This is a genomic window from Embleya sp. L77, assembly GCF_055557415.1.
In genome coordinates, this window is record NZ_CM145710.1 from 2,941,963 (window position 1) to 2,963,513 (window position 21,551).

The following is a 21,551-nucleotide window of genomic DNA, read 5'->3' on the forward strand; positions in this document are numbered from 1 at the left end:
ACGTCGGGTCAGGACTGCCCGGGACCGCGGTCGCGCGGTGCCCACGGGGTGCACACTCGACCCACGTAGCGGATCAGCTCGGAGAAGAGCACCCCGACGATCGCGACCACGATGATCCCGACGAACATCGCGCGGTTGTCGAAGAGTTGGCGCGAGTTGAAGATCACGTAGCCCAGGCCCTTGTTGTCGGGCGAGGCGATCCCCTCGGAGGCGATGATGACCAGGACCGCGACGCCCGCCGAGATCCGCAGGCCCACCATGACCTGCGGCAGCGACGCGGGCAGCAGCACATGTCGGAACATCTGCCAGGGACCGGCGCCGAAGACCGCCCCGGCCTCGCGGTAGCCGTCGGGCACGGCGATGACCGCGGCCATCGTCGCGATCCAGACGAAGAAGAACACCGTCACCGCGACGAGCGCGATGTGCGGCGCCTCGCCGAGGCCGAACATGGTCATGAAGATCGGCAGGAGCGCGAGCTTGGGCACCACGTACAGGGCGTCCAGGGTGGGTTCGAGCGCGGCCCGGATCAGCGCGTTGGTGCCCATCAGGAGGCCGACGACGAATCCGCCGAACGCGCCGATCGCGTAGCCGGGCAGGACCCGGGCCAGGGTGGCCCACACGTCCGGCCACAACTTGCCGTCGGCGGCATCGGTCCAGCCGTCCGCGACGATGGTCGAGGGTGCGGGGTAGAGGCGGTCGTCGACCCACCCCTGGGTCGCCGCGAGTTGCCACCACAGCAGGAGCAGCACGGGAACGGCCACGGCCAGGCCGATCTCCACGAGTCGGCGTCGCGTCCGCGCCCGGCCGGGGTCGCGCTCGGCGGCGCCCGGCTCGCGGACGAGCACCCGGATCGGCGCGTTGTCCTTCACGGTGACCGTCACGACGCGACCTCCTCCTTGTCCTTGTTCCGCCTGCCGCCCTGCTCCGGGTCCGGGTCCTGCTCCGGGCCCGTCTCCTGCGCCCGGTCCGTTTCCTGCTCCTGGGTGGACGCTTGCTCGACCTCGCCGCGCAGCAGTTCCCACAGTTCGGCCTGCATCGCGGCGAACTCCGGTGACCTGCGCACCTCTCCGGTGCGCGGACGGGCGAACGGCGGTACCCGCTCGGCGATCAGTCGTCCCGGGCGCGCGGACATCACCAGCACGCGATCGCCCAGGACCAGCGCTTCCTCCAGGCTGTGCGTCACGAACAGGACGGTGCGCCGGTCCGCCTGGCAGATCTCCAGGAGTTCGTCCTGCAGGATCGTCCGCAACTGCGCGTCCAGGGCCGCGAACGGTTCGTCCATGAGCAGGATCTCCGGCTCGACCGCGAGCGCGCGGGCGATCGATACGCGCTGCTGCATCCCGCCGGACAGGGCCGCGGGATAGCGGTCGGCGAAGTCGGCGAGGCCGAGTCGACCCAGCCAGTCGCGCGCTCGCGCGTCCGCCTCCTTGCGCGGCACCCGGCGCAGGTCCAGACCGAACCGGACGTTGGCCAGTACCGTCTTCCACGGGCTGATGCCGTAGTTCTGGAACACCATCGCGGCCGGGTGCGCGGTCGTCGCCGTCACCTCGACCCGGCCGGCAGTCGGCTTGACCAGGCCGGCCACGATCCGCAGGAACGTGGACTTGCCACACCCGGACGGGCCGACGACGCAGCAGAACTCTCCGGCGCCGACGTCCAGATCGAGTGGGCCGAGTGCGTGCACCCGGCTCGCGCCGCGACCGAACCGGCGTTCGATCCCCACGGCTCGGATCCTGCCGGCCTGCGCGGCCGGTTCGGGCAGCTCCTGGCTCACGTGTCTCACCCCTGAACTCCGTGCGATCCGTCGATCCGTGCGTCCAGTGCACGTATGCGTGCGCGTTCGAGCACACCCGGTGTCCCCACCGGAGTCGATCATTCCGTTCGACCGGCGTGACGATATGACGATGCGTCAGATTTCACAATCGATCGCATCGACAAGACGACTTCGATCATGAACGTGCCCACCACGTGCGGGCGCACGTCCCGGCCGTGTCGCGGGTGAGCCGGCGCCCGAAGGCGCGGTCGCGTGCCGACGACGCGAGCGACGCGGCAGGTGACCCGGGTGCCGACGCACCGGGCATCCGGGCCGGACTAACGTGACAGGTATGGCGAACCATGAAACAGCACAGCCGGCCGGCGTCCGTTGCCCGAACTGCGGTGGCTCCGAGGCTCGTTCGGTGGAGAGCGCGCTGTCGGCCAAGGGGGCCTCGCGGAAGAATCTGCACGATCGTCTGGCGAAGGGGCCGAACACCTCCGGCGACGGCTGCCTGCACTTCGCCGAGGGCATGGTCATGGTCGCCATGGCGATCGGCTTCGCGTACACGGGCGTGGCCAACGACAAGCCCCTGTACACGATCGGCGGCGCGGTGGTGGCGGTGCTGCTGTTCGTCGGAACCATCGCGGTGGTCCGCAGCGACCGGCGCGACAAACACTCCGAGTCGGCCGGCGAGGCGCGGGCCGATCCGATCTGGAAGCCGGCGCACTACTGTCCCGCGTGCGAAGCGGTGTTCTGCCCCGGCGACACACCGTGGCGGGGCACCCTGACGCCGGAACAGTTCAAGAGGCTGGTCTGGCGCAGCGCCGGCTACGAGCACCTGCTGGTCCCCGGCGACAAGGCGAAGACCGCCGAGATCCCCGACGGCACCATATCCAGGTCATAGCGCTCGAACCGGGTTGCGCGGCATGATCGGCTACGAACGATTCGCCGGACGCCTGGCCGACCCTGGCCGCAACGCCGCACCCTGGCATCCGATCCGCTCCGCGAGTTCGGCCACGTCGAGGTGGGTGATCAAACCTCGTGCTGGTGACGCGGGAGGTAGGGGCCGAAGTGGTCGGCGACGATCTCTGCGATCGCGGCGGCATCGCGGGATCCGTCGACTTCGATCACGCGGATGCCGAGCCGACGGGCGGTGCGGACGGCGTCCTCGGCGACGAGGCGATCCCGGGCGAGGCGGTTGGCCTGGGCTCGGACCGGATCGCTGACGCGGTGCCCGAGCGAGGCGGCTCGGGGAAGTTCGCGGAGCTGGTGTCGGCGGAACTCCGGCGTGGGCACCATCACGACCATCCGGCGCGGTGAGTCGATGAGCGGCGCGACGAGTTCGGGACGGAGCCCCCACCCCTCGGCGATGATCGGGTGGCCCGAGACGAGGGCGCGCAGGTCGTCCAGGGCCCATTCGAACCGGTCCGGGAAGCCGGCCAGGGTCTCGGTGGCCATCTCCTCCGGGGTGCGATGGACCCACACCTTGTCCGGGTCGGTCTCGGCGGGCGGCTCGCCGCGGCCGACGCGACGGGCGATCCGGCGATCGTTGTGAGCACGCGCGTCGTGGTAGTCGTAGTGATAGACGGTGACGCAGTGCCGGACGGCCAGGAGTCGGGCCACGGTCGATTTCCCGGCCCACTGGCCGCCGCCGATCCACAATGCCCGGTGCAACGTCCCGAAGGGATCCCGGACTTCGCCGTCCGCAGGGGGATTGTGCCCGGTCATCTGCTGTCCTCCTGCGTCGAGGTGCGGTGGTTGACGTCGGCGGGGATCGGCGCGCACGGGGGTGAACCACGGCCGTTCGGGCCCCAGACGATCGGGTGTGGGCCGGAGTCGGGTTCGGCGACCGGGAGTTCGTGGATGTCGCGGGTAACCCGGCCCGCGTTGCGGTCGATGCCCACCCTCTCCCCGGATTTTTTCACGGTCAGGGAGACGTTGGTGAGCACCGGGTGGTCGGCGTAGGTCTTCGCGACGTTACGCCGGGTGAGCCGGGTGGTGCGGCGGATGCGGGTGCCGGTGGTGGGCGTGGTGCGGTTGGGAGACAGGAGGGGACTCCAGACCGCGACGGGCAGGCACGCGGCGGGTCGGTCGGAGAGGGCCTGGGTGTTCTGCGCAGCCGCGATCGGCCGGCGGCCGTTGTCCTTGCCGAGGACGTACAGCGGGCGGCCTGCCGGCCGGCCCCGGAGGGGTTGTCCGTCGAGGGTGATACGAGAGACTGCCCCACGCGCGTGCGCATGCCGCGCTCACGGCACTTGATCCCCGAGTGCGACGAGTCGGCCCTGTCGGGGTGGTCGCGCCGCGCTTGCGGTCACTCCCAGATGGTGGCTTCGAACGTGATCGCCTTGCGGGTGGGCACGCTGGTGACGCGCAGGTAGGCGGTGTGGCCCTCGTCGGTCTGGAGGCACATGCGCATGCCCTGGGCCAGGGGGCCGCTCGTGTAGGTGCCGCGCTTGGTGATGGCCTGGTTGCAATCGTCCCGGGTCGGCTCGGGGCCTTGAGGCGGGGCGATCGCCACGACGTTGCCCGAACGGGGCGGGCCGAGCGACAGGTCCGGGAGGTTGAACCCCACCGTCGCGTCGGTGCCCTTTCCCGACGGTTGGGGAGTCGGCGAAGGGCTGTCCAGGTCGATGTAGTCGGCGTTGTCAGTCAGCGTGATGCGCACCGGCCCGGCCAGCACCTTCGCGGGTCCGCTCGCAGCCGACGAGGCCGTGGGACCGGACGCGGGTGCCGGGTTCTGGCCGCCGGTGGAGGCGGGCGCCGAGACAGCGGTGTTCTTCGACGGCGAATCGTCGTCGGAATCCGAGTTCGTGGCGAGTTGGATCGAGACCACGATCCCTACGACAGGGATCACGATCCCCACGACCCACCAGGCCCATTTCGGCTGATCGCTCACAACGCTCCCCCGCAGGTACATCGTTCAGGTCGGGGGCGAGACTACCAACGACCCCGGGCCGGCGAACCGGTCTCGGGTAACGTCGGTATTCCTATGCGAGCTTGCGGGGAAGTCCTTCCCGTCCGTTGAGCGGCGACGGCCCGAGGATCGCACACAGCCGTGGAAGGCTGCGCCGGGCAGGGCGGGCATGGCGGCCACCGGGCGTCTTCAGTCGCCTTCGTTGTTGAAGTAGGGCACCTTGAGTTTCGTCCAGGACGTCGGGCCCGGAATGCCGTCCGCGTCCGAACCCCGGTAGCCGAGCTTGCGCTGCCACATCGCGTAGGACTCCCGGGCGGTCTTCGTCCACAGCGACGTGGGTCCCTCCGGAGGGAGCCAGGCCGAGCAGTCCTCCTGGACCAGGCGGATCCCCATCGACATGATGATCCGGTGGTCCTGCGTACTCGTGAAGAAGCCGGCGCCCGGGAACGGTACGTAGCTCTCGCTCGGCTGTGGTTCGGCGACCAGCAGATCCAGCCCGATCGGGATCCGATCTCGATCGGCGATGTGGTTCCACTCGACGAGTCGTTCGACGGTGGTTCCGAACCTTGCGGCAATCGCGGAGAGTGTGTCGCCCTTGACAACTGTGTAATGCGTGGCGTGTGTCTTCATATTTCCACGCTAGATCAGGCGGATTCATCATGCACGGTGACGTTTTGTCCGGTTCGGGAGGCCGTCGGCCCTGTGAGGGCGGGTCCGTGCGACGGGGCCGTGGCGCCCATGGGCCACGGCCCCGTCGGAGCGGGCGTTTCACGGTGCCGGGTCGTCTCGACGGTCGCGGCGATGGTTGCGGTGTCGCCGCTGGCGTCGGTCGCGGCGAGCGTGTGTTCCCTGAGGCCCCGACTCCCGGACCACCGGCGACGACAGGGAACGCGGCTGCGGCGTCGGTCTGTTGAAGTAGTCTTCCGGCCACCGCACACCGACTGGGAGGACCAAGCGAGTTGACCGGCCTGTCTGCTTTCCCGCTGCCCTTTCGAGCTTCCCGTTCCATATCGTTCGCGACACCCCGAACGCTGCGGGAACTTCAGATGATCCAGTGCAGCGCACACATTCGGGCGAAGCCGGGGTGGTTCGACAAGATGAACGATGCCGACATCGTCGGCAGGTGGACGCAAGAAGCGGTCGCCCAGGGCCTCACCGAAGCGCAGGTTCGTTACGTGCTTGCCGAACTCGCGCACTACGCCGCGCTGCGGGACGAACGAACCGGCGTCGAGGTGTCCGCCGTCGACGGGGTGTGGCAGTCGGACACACTGATCGACGACAAGCTCCGATCCCGGCTACGCGAGGCGGTTCGGGTTCTCGAACAGGTTCCCGAGGCAGAACAGGACTGGCATCCCGGATCCGACAACCAGGTACTGGATCTGGTCCATCCCTCACTGTTCTGCCTGGTGCGAGAGGTGAGCGGCGGACCCGAGCGGGCTTGGCAGAACCCGACGGACCGCTGGTCGAAGTACGAAGTCTCGGAGAAATTCCAGTGGCTACCCACGGACGTCGACGTCAGTGACGACGGCGATGTCGTCTTCCGCTCGTACGTGAACAACGTCCACCCCGAGGCTCATCGCGAACTGGCCTCCGTCCTGCCGGACGTGTTCGCGCGCGTGCGCCCGCTGCTGGAGAACGTGCTCACCGATCTGCGCCACCCGCGGCCCCTGCGGATCGAGGCCGATCCCTATGGGTGGTACGACTCGGAGCCGGAGTATCCGGACAAAGCCTCCTACAGCGACGATGAGGCCTACGCAGAAGCCCACCGGGCATGGGAAGCGGCCCAGGACGACTGGTGGGAAAACCGCCGTCCGGTCGTCCCGGACGCCCCGGCCTTCACCCCGCCCGAGTTGCCCGATGAATCCGCCCGAGTCGACCTGCGCGGCCGCCGTCTCCAGGTCATCGTCAAGCTCGCCACCATTCATCTCACCCCGGACAAGCCCGAGTACCCGGGCGGTTCCTGGCATGTCGAGGGGATGATGAACGAGCGGATCGTCTCGACCGGCATCTACTACTGGGACAGCGAGAACATCACCGAGAGCAGCCTGAGTTTCCGGGCGGCACTCGACGACCCGCACTACGAACAGAACGACGACAACGGCCTGCGTGAGGTCTACGGGCTGGAGGACGAAGACGCACTGAACCAGATGCTGGGATCGACATCGACCCCGGCGGGCCGCTGCCTGGCGTTCCCGAACATCCTGCAACACCGCGTCGGCTCGTTCCGCCTCATGGACCCCACCCGCCCGGGGCATCGCAAAATTCTCGCGTTCTTCCTGGTCGACCCGTCGGAAACGATCGTCTCGACATCCGATGTGCCACCGCAACAACCATGGTCCGACACCTCGACCATGACGCTCGACCAGGCCAGGAACTACCGCGAACAACTCATGCGGGAACGCAAGTTCTTCGTCGACGAACACAACGAGCAGGTGTACGAACGAGAATTCTCCCTCTGCGAGCACTGAACCGGGACTCGACGGGCGGGTGGTGGCCGTCGCCACGACGAAGCCGTCCTCGTCAGGAGTGGCCTCAACCGCGCTGTGCCGCCGTGACCTTGTCGGTTTGTGCCTTGAAGACAGCCGGTGGGACCTCCTTTTCCGCGTTTTGCGAGGCCCCCTGCACGATGACGTAGCCGGCGCGCGTCGTGGTCATGGCGGCGCTCAGGCCGATGTCGGAAGAGACCTTGAAGGCGAGGCTTTCGTCGCCGACGTTCGGGGTCGGCAGCGACGTCACGTGGTAGGTCAGCGTGCGATAGCGGAAAGTGCCGCACGAGGGGAGAGCCGCCTTCGCGTCCTTCAACAGCTTCTCGGCCACGCCCGGTTGATACGAGGCGAGGGAGAACGCGTACTGCGACTCCGCCGCGCCCGGCGGGGTCAACTCGCCGCTGATGTGCGCGACGGAGGGACCGGTCACGCCGCCTCCGCCCATCAGGTCCATGATGGGTTGGCAGACAGGCTTGTCGACCGTCGACGCGTCCGGCTCCTCGGTTTCCGGCTTGGTAACCCGCCAGCCGGTCGCCGGGAGATCGGCGGCGACCACGAATGCGGCCTTGAGCTGCGCCGCGCTGAGCGTCTTGGCTGCCGAGCCCTTGCCACCCGACGGTCGTGACGTGCCGCTGCCGGACGGCGCGGGGACGCCCGACCCGGATGTCTGCGGGGATCCCGGCGCACTGGTGGAGGATCCGGTCGTGGCACCGTTCGTCGGCGAACCACTCTTGCCGTCCGCGCTGTTGCCGGAGCTGCCGGAGTCGTCGGAACAAGCGACGGCGAACAGCAGCAGCGGGGCCACCGCCACCATGGTCAATCGTGTACGTGTGGAGCGCATGAGTTTCCGTCTCTCCATGAGCGGCGTACCGGGACCGGGCATGCCCGACGATACGTGTGTCGCAGTGACGTGTCGGGGGGTGGTGATTCGACCTGCGGTGGAGCACTGATGCGGATATGCGGGTGTGCGGATGCCTTTTCGCTCGACGGGTGTCGGTGTGCTCCGGGCGAGGAGATTGTCCTACGCGTGCATGCGTACGCGCGCACCCTCGCGCAATCGGGACAGGAGGATCCGGTGGGAACGCACCGCGCGTCCACGCGCCTTCCGAGCGTCAACAGCGCAGTGGACCGGGGAGGGCCGGCATCGATCCGGTTCGATGGGCTACGTTAGGCGGCGATGACTACCGGGACGGCATTGCGCCACACACGGATTGGTGAACCGGCGCTCCTTTGAGCGCCGTACGGGCCGGTGCCGGCCCGCTGCCGGATCGAGGATCCGGCGCTGCCGCGCGGGCTCCGCCTCCTGTCGTGCCGATCACAGCTCGACACGTCAACCACGACAGGAGAACTCATGCCCACCAAGACGCTGCACATTCCCACCGCGGACGGCCAGGCCGACGCGTTCGTCGCTTTCCCCGACGGTGGCAAGCGGTACCCAGGGGTGCTGATGTACGCGGACGGCTTCGGCATCCGGCCCGTGCTGCGGGAGCTGGCACACGAACTGGCCGAGCACGGGTACTACGTGCTCGTTCCCAACCTCTTCTACCGGAACGGCCCGGCACCGGTGATCGAACTGCCCGAGTACATCGGAGAAGAGGTCCGGCCCGCGGTCTTCGGCCGGCTGATGCCCTTGATCGAGGCGCACACCGCCGAACGTGTCCTGAGCGACGCCGACGCCTACCTCGGGTTCCTCACCACCCGGCCCGAGGTCGGCACCGGACCGGTTGCGGTGACCGGCTACTGCATAGGCGGTCTCCTGGCGCTGCGCACCGCTGCGGCCCACCCCGGCCAGGTGGCCGCCGTCGCCGCATTCCACGGCCCCGTGGGCGTCGACGGGCCCGACCTCTTCTCCAAGCTCAGTGCCCGGGTCCATCTCGGCCACGCCGAAGGCGACATGACGCCCGAGGCCCTCGGCGAGCTCAACCAGGCCCTGGACGCCGCGGGGGTCGGCTACACGTCCGAGATCTACCCCGGCACCGTCCACGGCTTCACCATGTCCGACACCGATGCCTTCAACCCGTCCGCGCTGCAACGTCATTGGGACCGCCTGCTCCCCCTCCTCGACCGCACTCTGGCCGACGCCTGAGGCTTCGGCCCGAGTACCGACCCTGGCGTACCCCGCTCCGGGGTCGGGGAAATGATCGCGGTTCAGCCGGTCGCGGCGCCGAACCACGCGGACAGCCGGCTTTCCAGTTCCGACTGATCCTCGCCCACCCACACCACGTGGCCGTCCGGCCGCAACAGCACCGCGGGTGCGTCCGGTTCCTCGCCGAGATCGGCCACGTGGTCGACGCGGTCCGCCCAACCCGTCACCGAAAGCTCGCCGGTCCGGTCGAGCAGCAGTGCGCGGCCGCCGTGCATCCGCTCGTACAGACGTCCCTCCTTCAGCGGCACGTCCCGCATCCGCCGACCGAGCAGTTCATGGCCCTGGTCCTCGCCGAAGTCGTAGCGGATCCCGACCGCGGAGATGATCTCGGTGACGTACCGGTTCACCTCCTCGAAGTCCATCAGCTTCGAGAACAGTCCCCGCAGCGCGGTCGCTCCCGGATCCGTCCCCAGCAGGGTGATCTGCGCCCGGGTGTTCTCCAACACGGCCGCGCCCACCGGGTGCCGTTCGGCGTGATAGCTGTCCAGCAGCCCTTCCGGTGCCCAACCGTTGACCGCGGCGCCCAACTTCCAGCCGAGGTTGAACGCGTCCTGCACGCCGAGATTGAGCCCCTGCCCACCGGTCGGCGGGTGGATGTGCGCCGCGTCGCCCGCCAGCAGCACCCGGCCGACCCGGTAGCGCTCGGCCTGCCGGGTGGCGTCGCCGAACCGGGACAACCAGCGCGGCGAGTGCGCGCCGAAGTCGGTGCCCGCCACGGCCCGCAACCGCTGCTTGAACTCCTCGAGGGTCGGCGGTATCGCACGGTCCTCGGCCACACCGTCGGCGGGCACGACGATGCGGTACAGCCCCTCGTTCTCGTCCTGGAGAGGCAGGAGGCCGAACCGCAGTTGGGTCTTGTGGACTTCGGCGACGACGGCGGTGATCGTCGCCGGATCCTCGGTCACCTCCATGACGCCCAGCATCGTCTCGACCTTGGCGGGCTCGCCGGGGAAGCCGACGCCGATCCCCTTGCGCACCGCACTGCGGGCGCCGTCGCAGCCGACGAGGTAGCGCGAGCCCAGGTGCGTACCGTCCGCCAACTCGACGCTCACCCCGTCCTCGTCCTGGCTCAGCCCCACCACTTCGCAGCCGCGCCGGATCTCGGCACCGAGTTCGCGGGCCCGCTCGTCGAGCAGGCGCTCGGTCAGCGGCTGCGGTGTGGCGAGGCCGTACGGGTGCGCCGTGTCCAACCGCTCCGGCCACGGCTTCATGATGCCGCCGAAGAGACCACCGGCCTGGAACTTCTCACTCACCGCAAGGAACCGGTCCAGCAGACCGCGCTGGTCCATCATCTCGACGCTGCGCGTGTGCAGGCCCTGCCCGCGGGATTCGCCGGTCGGCTCGGTCAACTTCTCCAGCACGACCACCCGGACTCCGGCCAGCCGCAACTCGCCGGCCAGCATCAAGCCGGTCGGTCCGCCGCCCACCACGATCACGTCGATCATCAAAACGCTCATTTCCGCAGGTTGTCGAGCTGAGGTCGATCATTCTGCGGCTCGCCGGGGGTCTTGCCGCAAGCCCCCCGGTGCGCTATAAGTTGAGAGTGGCAAGGAGTGGATACGCTCCTTGCCTTTCGTTTTGCCCGGGCGCACCGGGTGGCCGACCACGCCCGGACCGCGGCGACGGCCGCCGCACACGATGCGGGTCAGATCGGGTCCCACGCGATCGACTCGTAGACTCGGCCGAGGGTCGCCGTCAACGCGGTGTCGATCGGGATCGGCACGTCGTCGATCGACCGGACCGGCGCGATCCCGCGCGAGTTCGTCACGAACGCGGCCCGGAACGAGCCCACGTCGGACAGGTGGACCGGGCCGCGTCGGGAGGGCAACGACCCTGCGGAGAGCGCTCGTTCGAGCAGACCCATGGTGATGCCTTCCAGGACGGGCGCGTTCGGCCAGAGCAGCGAAGTGCCGTCGAAGAAGACGATGTTGGTGATCGCGCCCTCCGTGACGAGTCCGTCCGGGCCGGTCAGAAGCGCCTCGTCGAAGCCCTCGCGGGCGACCAGTCGGCGGTAGTGCGCCTGTCCGAAGTCCCCGACGCGCTTGATGTGCGCGACGGAACGCAGATACGGGACGGACCGCAACGCCTGTGGTGCGGGCGGCATGTCGCCGGGCGGGCGCACGGTGACCAGGACCGCGACCGCCCCGGCCTCGTCCGCGGCGAACACATGGACCCGCACCGACGCGTCGAGAACGTCGTCGGCCAGCGCGTGCCGGATGTACCGCCGGATCAGCTCCCCGTCCAGGGGGCTGCCGAACAACTCCCGGTTGGCCGCGTCGAGCCGACGGAGGTGGTCGGCGAGGCCGCGCACCCGGCCGCCGCGCACCTGCATCGCGGTGAAATGGCCGTAGCCGCCCACGGCGACGGCGTGCAGCCGGTCCACCGTGGTGGACCGGCCGTCGATCTCGACCCGTGACATTGCCGAAGCACTCATGCCGCCGACAATAACCGCCCGGTACGGGGGCCTCGCCCTCCACGGCGCGACCGGCCCGCGTCCCGCCGTTCACGCCGGTGCGAACGAGCCCGGCGCAGACGACACCGCGACCCGACAACGATTGCCGGCGACATCCGCCCGTGCCGAGCACGCCGTCGACAGCTTTCGGGCCTGGGGTGGGAGCGGTGGGTGGTTGGGGTCAGACGCGTGCGCCGTTGTCGCGGGGCGTGTGACCGGGGCGCCGGGCGCGGTGGCCGTTGTGGTCGGCCGGGTTTCGGGCTGGGGCCGCGCGTGGTGGCGCGGGTGTCGCGCGTGATTCCAGCGCGACCGCCAGCGGGGCGGCGACGCTCACCGTGGAGGCGGTGCCGGCCACGATGCCGATCAGCAATGCCAGGGCGAAGTCGGCCAGTGCGTCCCCGCCCGACACCGCCAGCGCGATCAGCACGAACAACGCGCCGGAGCCGGTGTTGACGGTACGCGGCAGGGTCTGGAACACCGCCGTGTCGGTGATCCGGGCGAGCGAGCGCTTGCCGTGCGCGGGCCGCGGCGCCCGGCGCAGTTCGCGGATCCGGTCGAAGACGACGACGGAGTCGTTGACCGAGTAGCCGATCACGGTGAGCAGCGCGGCCAGGAACACCGCGTCCACGGTGCGCCCCAACCACGCGAAGGCGCCCACCAGGATCAGCACGTCGTGCGCCATCGAAACGACCGCGGCCACCCCGAAGGTCCATCGGAACCGCACCGCGAGGTACGCCATCTGGGCGGCGAGTGCGACCCCGAGGGCGACCATGGCCTTGAATCGCAATTCCTCCCCCAGGCTCGGTCCGATGAACTCGTCGCGCACCTTCTCCGCTCCGCCGCCGAGTTCGGCGATCGTCGCGGTGATCCGCGACTCCTCGGCCTCGGTCGGCTTTTCCGTGCGTACGGTGAGTTCGCGATCGCCCGAAGTCTGCACGACGGCCTTGGGGAATCCGGCGTCGCCGAGTGCCGACCGGGCCCGGTCCGGATCGACCGACCGGGTGGTCGAGTACTCCACGAGCCGTCCACCGGTGAACTCCACGCCGAAGTCGAGGCCGCGTACCGCCACACCGGACACCGCCAGGCCCAGCGCGAGCACGCCGGAGACGGCGAGCATGCGCCCGCGGTGCCGCATCAGGTTCGGATCGCGTCGGGCCAGCCACGCGCGCACCGGGCCCGGGTGCGCGATGCCGCTGATCCGGGGCCGGCGCCGCACCACCGCCCGGCTCACGGCGAACTCGGCCAGGACCCGGGTGACCACCAGCGCGCTGATCATCGACGCGAGCACGCCGATGCCCAGTGTCACCCCGAAGCCGCGTACCGGCCCGGTGGCCAGGAAGAACAGCAGGCCGGCGGCGATCAGGGTGGTGACGTTGGAGTCGGCGACGGCACCGAACGCGTTGCGAAAGCCTCGGGTCAGCGACGGACGCAGGGCCGGTGCGGTCCGCGCGAGGTATTCCTCGCGGGCTCGTTCGAACACCAGCACGTTGGCGTCGACCGCCATGCCGACGGCCAGCACGAATCCGGCGAGGCCGGGCAGGGTGAGAGTGGCGCCCACCCCGACCAGGGCGGCGTACGCGATCACTCCGTAACCGGCCAGGGCCACGGCGGCGAGCACGCCGAGCAGCCGGTACACACACGCGATGAACAGCGCGGTCGCCGCGGCGCCGACGATCGCGGCCCAGGTGCCGGCGTCGATGGCCGCTTTGCCCAGTGTGGGTCCCACGGTGCGGTGTTCGACCGTCTCGACCGGTACCGGCAGTGCGCCGCCGTTGATCAACAGCGCCAACTCGCGGGCCTCGCGCTTGTCGAAGTCGCCGGTGATGCGGGTGGACCCGCCGAGGATTCCGGTGTCGCAGCCTACCGACGAGTCGACCTGGGGCGAGGAGACGACCTTGCCGTCCAGGGCGATCGCCACGCGGCGCGCGGGTGTTCCCGCCGGCGCGCACGCGGCCTTCCCGGTGAGTTCGGCCCAGGCCCTTTCGCCCCGCCCGCGCAGGTCGAGCGTGACGTGCCAGCCGCCGCCGGCCGGATCCAGGAGCGCCTCGGCCTTGTCGACGTCGGCTCCGGTCATCCGCGTGGCGTCCAGCCTCAGCATCCGGCCGGACTCGTCCGGCAGTACCTGTCGTCCCTCGGTGTCGGGTGGGGTGGCGGCACCGCCCGGGTCGGCGACGGCGAGAACGGGATGGAAGGTGAGCTGTGCGGTACGGCCGAGTACCTCGGCGGCCCGGCGCGGCTCCTGCACGCCGGGTAGTTCGACGATGATCCGCCGGTCGCCCGAGCGGACCAGGGAGGGTTCGGAGACGCCGAGCGCGTCGACTCGACGGCGCAGCACCTCCAGGGCTCGATCGGTGGCGTCGCGGTCGGCTTTCGCGGTGGGGGAGTCCCGGGTCTCCAGGACGATCTGGGTGCCGCCGCGCAGGTCGAGGCCGAGACGCGGCGGCACGGTCGCGGCGATGTAGGTGGACATGACGAGGACGGCGAGGGCGAACAACGCCCGCACCTTGGAGGTACGTGACAAGGATGGTCTCCACGGATGCACCGCGACCGGTGGCCGGCGCGCGGCGATCGGACTCAGGGACGCTCTGGAGCCCGGGGAGACGGTGGCGCGCGACCCGGCGGAAGCGCGAAACGACGCAGCGAGGGATCGACGTCGGCGGCGAGCGCGGAGGCTCGGTGTGCCGCGGGTGGCGGGAGCGCCGAGTCCCGCCCCGCGAGCGCCGCGTCGGGGGAGTGGGGGAGGTGGTGCCGCTCGTCGGGCGTCTCGCGAACGGCCGACGGTCCCGGTGGGCCGCGGCGCGCGTCGCGGGTCGCCTCGTCGGCGACGTCGCGCACGTGCCCCGGGTCGGCGGCGGTGTGCGCGGAGATCGAGGTGCGGTCGGGATCGGGTACGGCGTCCGCGTGCGCGGGGGAAGCCACCACGCCGAGCAGCGCGAGGGCGATCGCAAGCAGCACCCCGAGCCACCCGCCGCGCCGGAAGCCCCGGCGGGCGGGGGCGGGTGCGCCGCGGCCGCGCCCGAGGGCGGAGCCGCCGAGGGGACGACGAACGGCGACGTGTCGCCGGATCATCGCGCCCTCCTCGGTCCGCGTCGTTTCCACGCCGATGTGGACACGATCCGGTTCCCCACTCAACGCCCGGCCGGCCGTCCCGAGTTCCCGCCCCCGTGTTCCGCATCGAGGCGCGGGCGACGGGGCGCCTTTCTCGGCCCACGTCCTCTGCCCGGACTCCCTGGGTGCCGCGGCACGCACGGCTACGCGAACCGCGTCCCCGAACACCTCGACGCCGTCCGCCACGCCGGCGAACTCCTCGGCCGCCGTCGCTTCGAACGCATCCACGGTGCCCGGTGGGCCCGCGTCGTCACCACCGACGTCAACGCCGTCCTGGCCCGAGTGACACCGGGAATCGGACGATGCGGGCGTCGCTTCGACCACGACGACAACACCCTCGGCCGGACCGGGGCGGTGTCACGCTGTCGTGGTCGGCGTCGGGCGGGCCGGCTTCGGGTCGGCGGTCGCTTCGGGCGTGATCGCGGGAGCGGCGTCGGGGCGCTGGGGGGTGAGGGCGGCTTCGAGCGCGTCGAGTTCGGCGAGCCAGCGGACGGGGAGTTCGTCGACGTCGGGCAGGCTCGGGTCGGCGATCACGGCCAGGTGCGCGGTTCCGGCGTATTCGGCCAGGCAGACGGACAGGTGGTGGCCCGGGGGCAGGAACATCAGCGGCAACAGGGTGTGGATGTGGTGGCCGTGCAGTTCGAGGGGTCGCGCGGGGCCGGGGACATGGGTGGCCACCAGGGTGGTGCGCCGCGGGTGCAGGGCCCGTGCCAGGAGCCGACCGTGCCAACGGGTGGGCAGGGTCTCGAACAGCGCGTCCGCGTCCGGGTCCAGGCGGCCGGTTCGGATGTTCGCGGTGGCCAGGTGGGTGGCGGCCAGTCGCTCGACGGCGGTGGGAAGCAGGCAGGGCAGCACGACGGGGACGCCGCGGTGGAAGTTGCCCACCGCGTCGCTCGTGTCGCGGCGCCGGGCGTCGAGGGGCACCATCGCCCGTACGGTGCCGCCCGCGTCGTCGGGCAGCCAGGGTCGCAGGGCGCCGGCCAGGGCGGCCAGGTAGACGTCGTTGAGGCTGGTGCGACCCGCGCGCGCGATGGCCTTCAGCCGAGGCAGCGGGGTGTGGGCCCAGCGGCGAAGCGGTGGGCCGGTCGGTGCCTGGACCCGCGCGGGGCCGAGGGTGATCGAGCGCGCCGGCAGCGCGATGTCGGCGGCCGCGCCCAGCAGGGCGCGCACCCGGGCGGGGGTCCAGGAGGGCGACGACTGGGAACGTGTGCGACGGCGCGGGAGGCCGGCTTCCCCCAGCGCGGCGAGCATGATCCCGATCAGGGACATGCCGTCCAGGAGGCCGTGGTGAGCGCGGAGGAGCAGGGCGAACTCGTCGTCGCGGTGGCCGTGGAGCAGGGTCACGCCCCAGGTGACGTCCGTGAGTGGCCGGGCGCACACGCGCTCGATCGCCGCGTGCAGCGCGACGTCGCCGCCGTGGGTGGGCAGCACCACCTCGTCGAAGTGGTCGGCGGGCTCGGCCGGGCCGCGCGCGTGCGCGCCGGGCGGGCGGGCCCGGTCGCACAGCGGCGGGTGGGCGGCGCGGGCCAGGTCGATCAGCGCGTGCAGTTCGAGGGTCGAGGGCGTGGGGCCGGCGACCACGGCCACCCCGCCGATCTCCATGCTGGAATGAGGGTGCGCCGCCGCGTAGTCGAACCAGCGTTCGCCTGCCGCGGCACCCTTGTCATGCCCGGGCACGATGTTCTCCGTGGGATGTCGTCCGTGTGGTGATGGTGGGGGTTCGTGGGCGTGTGTGCCCGGAGCGCGTGATGCCTTCGGATTCCGCGTCGACAACGTGCCGGTACGGCCGGATCCCGCTCCGGTCACGCCCGTGGTCTGTGTCGTCCTCCGGGAGGGCGACCGGTCTCGCGGCGCCCCGGGCAGGCGGCGCGGCCTTCCCATGGTGGCGGCGTGCCGACGCGTTCGTGGTCACCGGGTGCCCGCCGAGGTCGTCGTCATCGAAGCCTGCGCTTCTGGCGTGCCGAGGCGGTCGTCGGGGATCGCGGCGGCGACCTCGCGCACCAGGGCCCAGGCGTCGCGTACCGAGGTCTGCGAGGCCAGGCGTGAGCCCAGGGCCGCGCGCAGGACGTAGCGGCCGTCGACGGTGGTGGGAGTGACCAGGATTCGCCGGGTGGCGTCCAGGTCCGTGCGCAGGCGTTCGGTGCGCGCGTTGTCGCCTTCGAGGCGGAAGCACACCAGTCCGAGTGTGTGCGAGACGAGTTCGAAGCCGGGGCTGTCGCGGACCAGGTCGGCGAACAAGGCGGCGAGGGAGAGCTGTTCGCGGATGTGCGCGCGCAGGCCCTCGATGCCGTGGGTGCGCAGGACGAACCACAGTTTCAGGGCCCGGAAGGGGTGCATGAGCGGCACCTGCCAGTCCCGGAAGTCGGTGACGTGGCCCGAGTCGCTGGCCCGATTGCGCAGGAAGTCCGGGCGGATGTCCATGGCCGCGGTGAGGCTGCGTCGGTCGGCCACCCACATGGCGTCGCAGGGCGGTCCGGTCAGCAACCACTTGTGGCAGTTCACGGCGTAGGAGTCGGCGTGTTCGACGCCGTCGTTGATCCAGCGGTTCTCCGGGCAGATGGCGGCCGATCCGGCGTAGGCGGCGTCCACGTGCAGCCACGCCCCGAATTCCCGGCACACCGCGGCCACGGCGGCGACCGGGTCGACGGCGCAGGTGCCCGTGGTGCCGACGGAGGCGACCACGATCGCGGGAACGACGCCGGCGGCGCGGTCGGCCGTCAGTTGCTCGCGCAGGGCGTGCGGGTTCATCTCGCAGGTGCCCGTCGTGGTGGGGACCAGGGCCGGTTCCCCCAGGCCCGCGATGCGTGCGGCCTTCGGGACGCAGGAGTTGGCCTGGTCGGTGCAGTACAGGCGATACCGCCCCTCGGTGCCGTGCTCGCGCCACCGCCCGCCCGAGGCCCGGTACAGGGCGGCGACCACGGCCACCAGGACCGCCGAGGACGCGGAATCCTGCAGGACCCCGCCGCCGTCCCCGCCGCTGAGGAACCGCTTCGGCAGGCCCAGCGCGAGGGCGAGATGGTCCAGGACCGCCTCTTCGAGTTCGGTGGCGGCCGGACCCGTCGACCACATCATGTGCTGGACCGCCAGACCGGACGCCAGGAGTTCGCCGACCACCGACGCGGGGCTGGTCTGGGTGGGGTAGTAGCCCAGGAACGACGGGTGTTGCCAGTGCACGAGCCCGGGCATCACCACACGCCGCACATCGGCCAGCACGTCCCGGATCGGCTCGCCGTGCACGGGCACCGCATCCGGCAGCATCGCGCGCACGTCTCCCGGCCGCAGGTCCGGCGTGACCGGCAGGCGTTCCTCGCGCAGGTCCTCCCAATAGTTTTCGAGGATCTCCGCGACCACGCCGATCGCGCCGCGAAACGAATCATCCATGGGAATTCGTGACATGCCGGGTAACGTACCGCACAAACCTATCGAAACGGCCCATATGACAAGCGAATCCGTGCTGTGGCTCGCTCCTCCCCACCACCTGCCCCACGACTTGGCAGGCCTGCGTGCGGCCGCGAACCGACCCGATCGTCACCACACGCCCCCCGGCCACCGCCGCGTCCCCGAACGCGACCCCCGCGAAGCCGCGTTCGACGAATACTTCGCGGTCGCGCGTTGCGCCTGCGCCCCCGAGCCGCTGCTGATCGACGCCCTGGACGACATCCTCGGCACGGTGCGGGCCTTCTCCCGGAATCCGGACGGAACCCCGACCGAGCCCGACCTCGAACTCGCCGCGCACGCGGCGGGGTTGGCTCCTCGCACGGACTCCCCCGAAGGCGCGACGCAGGCCACGGTGCGCGAACGCTGGATCCAGGGACACCGACTGTTCTTCGCCCTCACCCAGGCCACCGTCATCGCCCTGCGACACGCCCTGCACGCCCCCTCGCCCGCCGAGACGGCCCACGGCCTGGACAGCGCCGCGCACTTCCTGCGCGCCTGTGCGTCCGCCCTGCGGATCACCGCGTCCTTCGGCGTCGAGGACTACCACGACATCGTCCGGCCCTCGATGGCCCCGCCGCATGTCCGCCGAACGGGGTTCTCCGGCCTGTGGTCGGCCGATCACCGGGTCCTGGTGCGGTGCCTGCGCGAGTGGGGTCTGGCCGCACCGACGAAGTCCGCCACGCTGCGGCCCGCCCACCGACGCCTGGTCGAGGTCCTGACCGAAGTGCACCACGCCCATGTGGGCGTCTGCTCGCGCTTCGTCGGCTCCGGACCCTCCCTGCTCCGCGGCGCGGAACCGGGAGTGCAGGCGCTCGAACGCCTGTGTCAGCGGCGCCGCGCCGGGCTGGACGTCGAGCCTGCCGGCGCGCCGGCCCGACTGCCCGACGCCCGGGACGGGATCTTCACCGCCGCACGAAATTCCCGGACCGTCCCGTGACGACCGCGCCCACCATCGTCAGTCGATCGTGTAGGCGTCCGGGTCCGGGCTCTTGGTCCAGTCCCGGTAGTCGACCAAACGCCACGGGCTCGCGGTGTAGATGTCGCCGTTGCGGTTCTTGAACCACGAGTGCTCGACGGCCGGGGAGGACCACACCATCTGCTTGATCTCCGCCTGGTGCCGCGCGGTGTACTCGTCGTGCGCCTCGCGGGTGGGCTCCATGGAGCGGTGCCCTCCGGAGATCAGCGTGTCCAGACACGCGGAGACATACCGCATCTGGCACTCGGACTGGAAGATCAGGCTGCCGCCGTGCGCGAGGCCGGTGCCCGGCCCGTACAGGCAGAAGAAGTTCGGGAAGTTCGGGACGGTGATGCCCAGGTATGCGGTGGGCGTGTCGCCCCACTGCTCGCCGAGCACCGCGCCGCCGCGTCCGACGATGTGCATCGGCCACAGGAACCTGTTGGCGTGGAAGCCCGTCGCGTACACGATGACGTCCGCCTCGTACCGCTCGCCGGACGTGCTGATCACGGCGTCCTTCTCGATGCGTGCCACGCCCTCGCGGATCAGGTCCACGTTGTCGCGCTTGAGGGTGCGCAACCAACTCCCGTTGTCCTGCAGGGTGCGCTTGCCGGTCGCGGGGTAGTCCGGGAGAACCTTGGCGAGCAGTTCCGGGTCGTCGCCGACCTGGGCGGTGATCCAGTCGGTGAACCACCGGCGGGTGAGGTCGTTGCGCTCGCTGACCGCGCGGTCCTGGTGCGGCCACTCGGGATCGATGCGGGCGCCGGCCAGGGCGCCGTCGCTGCCCGGCCAGAAGATCATGAAGCGGTACCAGCGGCCGTAGAACGGCAGATGCCGCAGTGCCCACCGCACGCCGGGGCCGACCTTCTCGTGGTAGTTCGCGTTGGGGAACATCCACTGCGCGGTGCGCTGAAAGACGGTCAGGTGCGCGACCTCCGGTGCGATCGTGGGGGCGATCTGGAACCCGCTGGCCCCGGCTCCGATCTGCACGACCCTGCGGCCCCGGTAATCGACGCCGTGGTCCCACCGCGCGGAGTGGAAGGACGGACCGGCGAAGCTGTCCCTGCCCTCGATGTCGGGCAGCTTGGGCCGATTGAGCAGGCCGACCGCCGAGATCACCGCTCGCGCGGTCAGCACCGAGTGGGCACCGTCGGTCTCGACGGTCACCTGCCACGTCGCGGAGCCCTCGTCCCACACCGCGGAGACGACCTCGGTGCCCCAGCGCACGTGCTCGGTGATGCCGCGACGGTCCATCACGGACTCGAAGTAGGCCTGGAGTTCGGGTTGGCGGGTGAAGAACTCGCTCCAGTGGTCGCTGGGTTCGAAGCTGTAGCAGTAGAAGTGGTTGCCCACGTCGACGCGGCAGCCCGGGTAGGTGTTCTCGTACCACGTGCCCCCCACGCCGGCGTTCTTCTCGACGATCGTGAACGGTATGCCGGCCTCCTTGAGCCGGATCCCGGCCAGAAGACCGGATTGACCGCAGCCGATGACCACGACCGGGAACCCCGCACGGGCGGCCGGATCCCCCGACTCGCTCGCCCGGCGGGCGTCCACGCCGTCGAGCTCCATGTCCTCCAGGAGCATCGGCAGGTACTCTCGCGGGACTTCGTCGCAGGCCACCCAGCTCATCATCTCGTGCAGCAGCTCGGGGCCGGGCTGCTCGGGCAACACGCTGCCCGCGTCCCGATACGCGCGGATGGCCTCCAGCGCGAGCCTGCGCACCTCGGCCTGCTCCTCCTCGGGCATGAAGCCCTGGATCTCGTTGAGCACCAGCATGCGCGGCTTGATCGCGCCCCGGATGTACGACGGGTCGCCGGTCAGGTGGACCAGCGACAACATCAGCGCCGGGACGCTGACGTCCTCCAGCGCCGCGGCGATCGCCGCGTCGTCATCGGTGATCGGCAGTCCTGCGTGCGGGTTGCGGGCGTTCATCCGGACGGCTCTCCAAGTCGGTGAGGCGACCGGCGGCAACCGTCCGCCGGCTGCGTGGCTTACGGGACGAGGCCCCGGGTGAGGTGCTCGTCGACGAAGCGGCACATCCGCTCGGGCCCATCGGGCCGAACGCGCGGGCCGGTTCGGTGAGCGCGGACGGGTGGGGACGCTCGGAACCGACCGGGCGAGCGCGCGGCGCCGCGGCATGTCTCGCCGCATGGGTGAACCCGGGCAAGCGCGAACAAACCGCCACTGAAGGGATTTCCTTGGTCGCAGAGTGGCACGAACTCATTGACTGGGTCAAGAGGCTGGCGGGCGGAGTCGCCCGAGGCCCGGCCGCCGGGAGGGCGCCTCGCCCGTTCGA

At 70.7% G+C, this 21,551-nt stretch carries 18 protein-coding genes; 4 read left to right on the plus strand and 14 right to left on the minus strand.

Annotated elements, in window-relative coordinates:
- Nucleotides 1–8 precede the first annotated feature (8 nt).
- Both ACZOOI_RS42340 and ACZOOI_RS42345 read right to left on the minus strand, forming a co-directional pair.
- Nucleotides 9–881, minus strand: a complete 873-nt coding sequence (locus ACZOOI_RS42340) for an ABC transporter permease (protein ID WP_465282146.1) — start codon at nt 879–881, stop codon at nt 9–11.
- Nucleotides 878–1,732 (minus strand): ABC transporter ATP-binding protein, encoded by an 855-nt coding sequence (locus tag ACZOOI_RS42345; RefSeq protein WP_465284159.1) that lies wholly within the window; start codon nt 1,730–1,732, stop codon nt 878–880. The genes ACZOOI_RS42340 and ACZOOI_RS42345 overlap by 4 nt, the downstream gene beginning before the upstream one ends.
- A 445-nt stretch (nt 1,733–2,177) precedes the next feature.
- Here ACZOOI_RS42345 and ACZOOI_RS42350 point away from each other — a divergent pair, with 445 nt between their 5' ends.
- On the plus strand, nt 2,178–2,660 hold the full coding sequence (locus ACZOOI_RS42350; protein ID WP_465282147.1) for a hypothetical protein: 483 nt from the start codon (nt 2,178–2,180) through the stop codon (nt 2,658–2,660).
- 128 nt (nt 2,661–2,788) lie between these two features.
- Here the strand turns inward: ACZOOI_RS42350 and ACZOOI_RS42355 are convergent, their stop codons facing one another.
- From ACZOOI_RS42355 to ACZOOI_RS42370, 4 genes are all read right to left on the minus strand, one after another.
- The gene (locus ACZOOI_RS42355; RefSeq protein WP_465282148.1) at nt 2,789–3,484 is read right to left on the minus strand and encodes a hypothetical protein; all 696 of its coding nucleotides are present in this window, start codon (nt 3,482–3,484) and stop codon (nt 2,789–2,791) included.
- The gene (locus tag ACZOOI_RS42360) at nt 3,481–3,660 is read right to left on the minus strand and encodes a hypothetical protein (RefSeq protein WP_465282149.1); all 180 of its coding nucleotides are present in this window, start codon (nt 3,658–3,660) and stop codon (nt 3,481–3,483) included. Before ACZOOI_RS42360 ends, ACZOOI_RS42355 begins: the two co-directional genes overlap by 4 nt.
- A gap of 407 nt (nt 3,661–4,067) precedes the next feature.
- Nucleotides 4,068–4,610, minus strand: coding sequence for a hypothetical protein (locus tag ACZOOI_RS42365; protein WP_465282150.1), 543 nt, complete (start codon nt 4,608–4,610; stop codon nt 4,068–4,070).
- A 249-nt stretch (nt 4,611–4,859) separates the two neighbouring features.
- Entirely contained in the window at nt 4,860–5,300 is a 441-nt protein-coding gene (locus ACZOOI_RS42370) for a peptidoglycan-binding protein (protein ID WP_465282151.1), read from the minus strand.
- A gap of 329 nt (nt 5,301–5,629) precedes the next feature.
- Here ACZOOI_RS42370 and ACZOOI_RS42375 point away from each other — a divergent pair, with 329 nt between their 5' ends.
- Nucleotides 5,630–7,138 carry a DUF4246 domain-containing protein gene (locus ACZOOI_RS42375; RefSeq protein WP_465282152.1) on the plus strand — a complete coding sequence of 503 codons (1,509 nt, stop codon included), beginning with the start codon at nt 5,630–5,632 and terminating at the stop codon, nt 7,136–7,138.
- A 64-nt stretch (nt 7,139–7,202) separates the two neighbouring features.
- On the opposite strand, the gene ACZOOI_RS42380 is transcribed toward ACZOOI_RS42375, so the two are convergent.
- Nucleotides 7,203–7,961, minus strand: coding sequence for a hypothetical protein (locus ACZOOI_RS42380; RefSeq protein WP_465282153.1), 759 nt, complete (start codon nt 7,959–7,961; stop codon nt 7,203–7,205).
- A 546-nt stretch (nt 7,962–8,507) separates the two neighbouring features.
- Here ACZOOI_RS42380 and ACZOOI_RS42385 point away from each other — a divergent pair.
- A complete protein-coding gene (locus ACZOOI_RS42385) occupies nt 8,508–9,242 on the plus strand; it encodes a dienelactone hydrolase family protein (protein ID WP_465282154.1) in 735 nt (244 codons plus the stop codon).
- A gap of 62 nt (nt 9,243–9,304) precedes the next feature.
- Here the strand turns inward: ACZOOI_RS42385 and rox are convergent, their stop codons facing one another.
- From rox to ACZOOI_RS42415, 6 genes are all read right to left on the minus strand, one after another.
- Nucleotides 9,305–10,747 carry a rifampin monooxygenase gene (rox, locus tag ACZOOI_RS42390; protein ID WP_465284160.1) on the minus strand — a complete coding sequence of 481 codons (1,443 nt, stop codon included), beginning with the start codon at nt 10,745–10,747 and terminating at the stop codon, nt 9,305–9,307.
- A gap of 200 nt (nt 10,748–10,947) precedes the next feature.
- Complete coding sequence (locus ACZOOI_RS42395) at nt 10,948–11,736, minus strand: aminotransferase class IV family protein (protein ID WP_465282155.1); 789 nt, start codon at nt 11,734–11,736, stop codon at nt 10,948–10,950.
- Between the two features lie 199 nt (nt 11,737–11,935).
- Nucleotides 11,936–14,275, minus strand: coding sequence for a protein translocase subunit SecD (gene secD / locus ACZOOI_RS42400; protein WP_465282156.1), 2,340 nt, complete (start codon nt 14,273–14,275; stop codon nt 11,936–11,938).
- Nucleotides 14,276–14,328: 53 nt separating this feature from the next.
- On the minus strand, nt 14,329–14,823 hold the full coding sequence (locus ACZOOI_RS42405) for a hypothetical protein (protein WP_465282157.1): 495 nt from the start codon (nt 14,821–14,823) through the stop codon (nt 14,329–14,331).
- A gap of 396 nt (nt 14,824–15,219) precedes the next feature.
- Nucleotides 15,220–16,539 carry a WS/DGAT domain-containing protein gene (locus ACZOOI_RS42410; protein WP_465282158.1) on the minus strand — a complete coding sequence of 440 codons (1,320 nt, stop codon included), beginning with the start codon at nt 16,537–16,539 and terminating at the stop codon, nt 15,220–15,222.
- Nucleotides 16,540–16,770: 231 nt separating this feature from the next.
- Complete coding sequence (locus ACZOOI_RS42415; protein ID WP_465282159.1) at nt 16,771–18,258, minus strand: pyridoxal-dependent decarboxylase; 1,488 nt, start codon at nt 18,256–18,258, stop codon at nt 16,771–16,773.
- A 40-nt stretch (nt 18,259–18,298) separates the two neighbouring features.
- Here ACZOOI_RS42415 and ACZOOI_RS42420 point away from each other — a divergent pair, with 40 nt between their 5' ends.
- A complete protein-coding gene (locus tag ACZOOI_RS42420; RefSeq protein WP_465282160.1) occupies nt 18,299–19,237 on the plus strand; it encodes a hypothetical protein in 939 nt (312 codons plus the stop codon).
- A gap of 18 nt (nt 19,238–19,255) precedes the next feature.
- Here ACZOOI_RS42420 and ACZOOI_RS42425 read toward each other — a convergent pair whose 3' ends face one another.
- The gene (locus ACZOOI_RS42425) at nt 19,256–21,187 is read right to left on the minus strand and encodes a flavin-containing monooxygenase (RefSeq protein WP_465282161.1); all 1,932 of its coding nucleotides are present in this window, start codon (nt 21,185–21,187) and stop codon (nt 19,256–19,258) included.
- Nucleotides 21,188–21,551 lie beyond the last annotated feature (364 nt).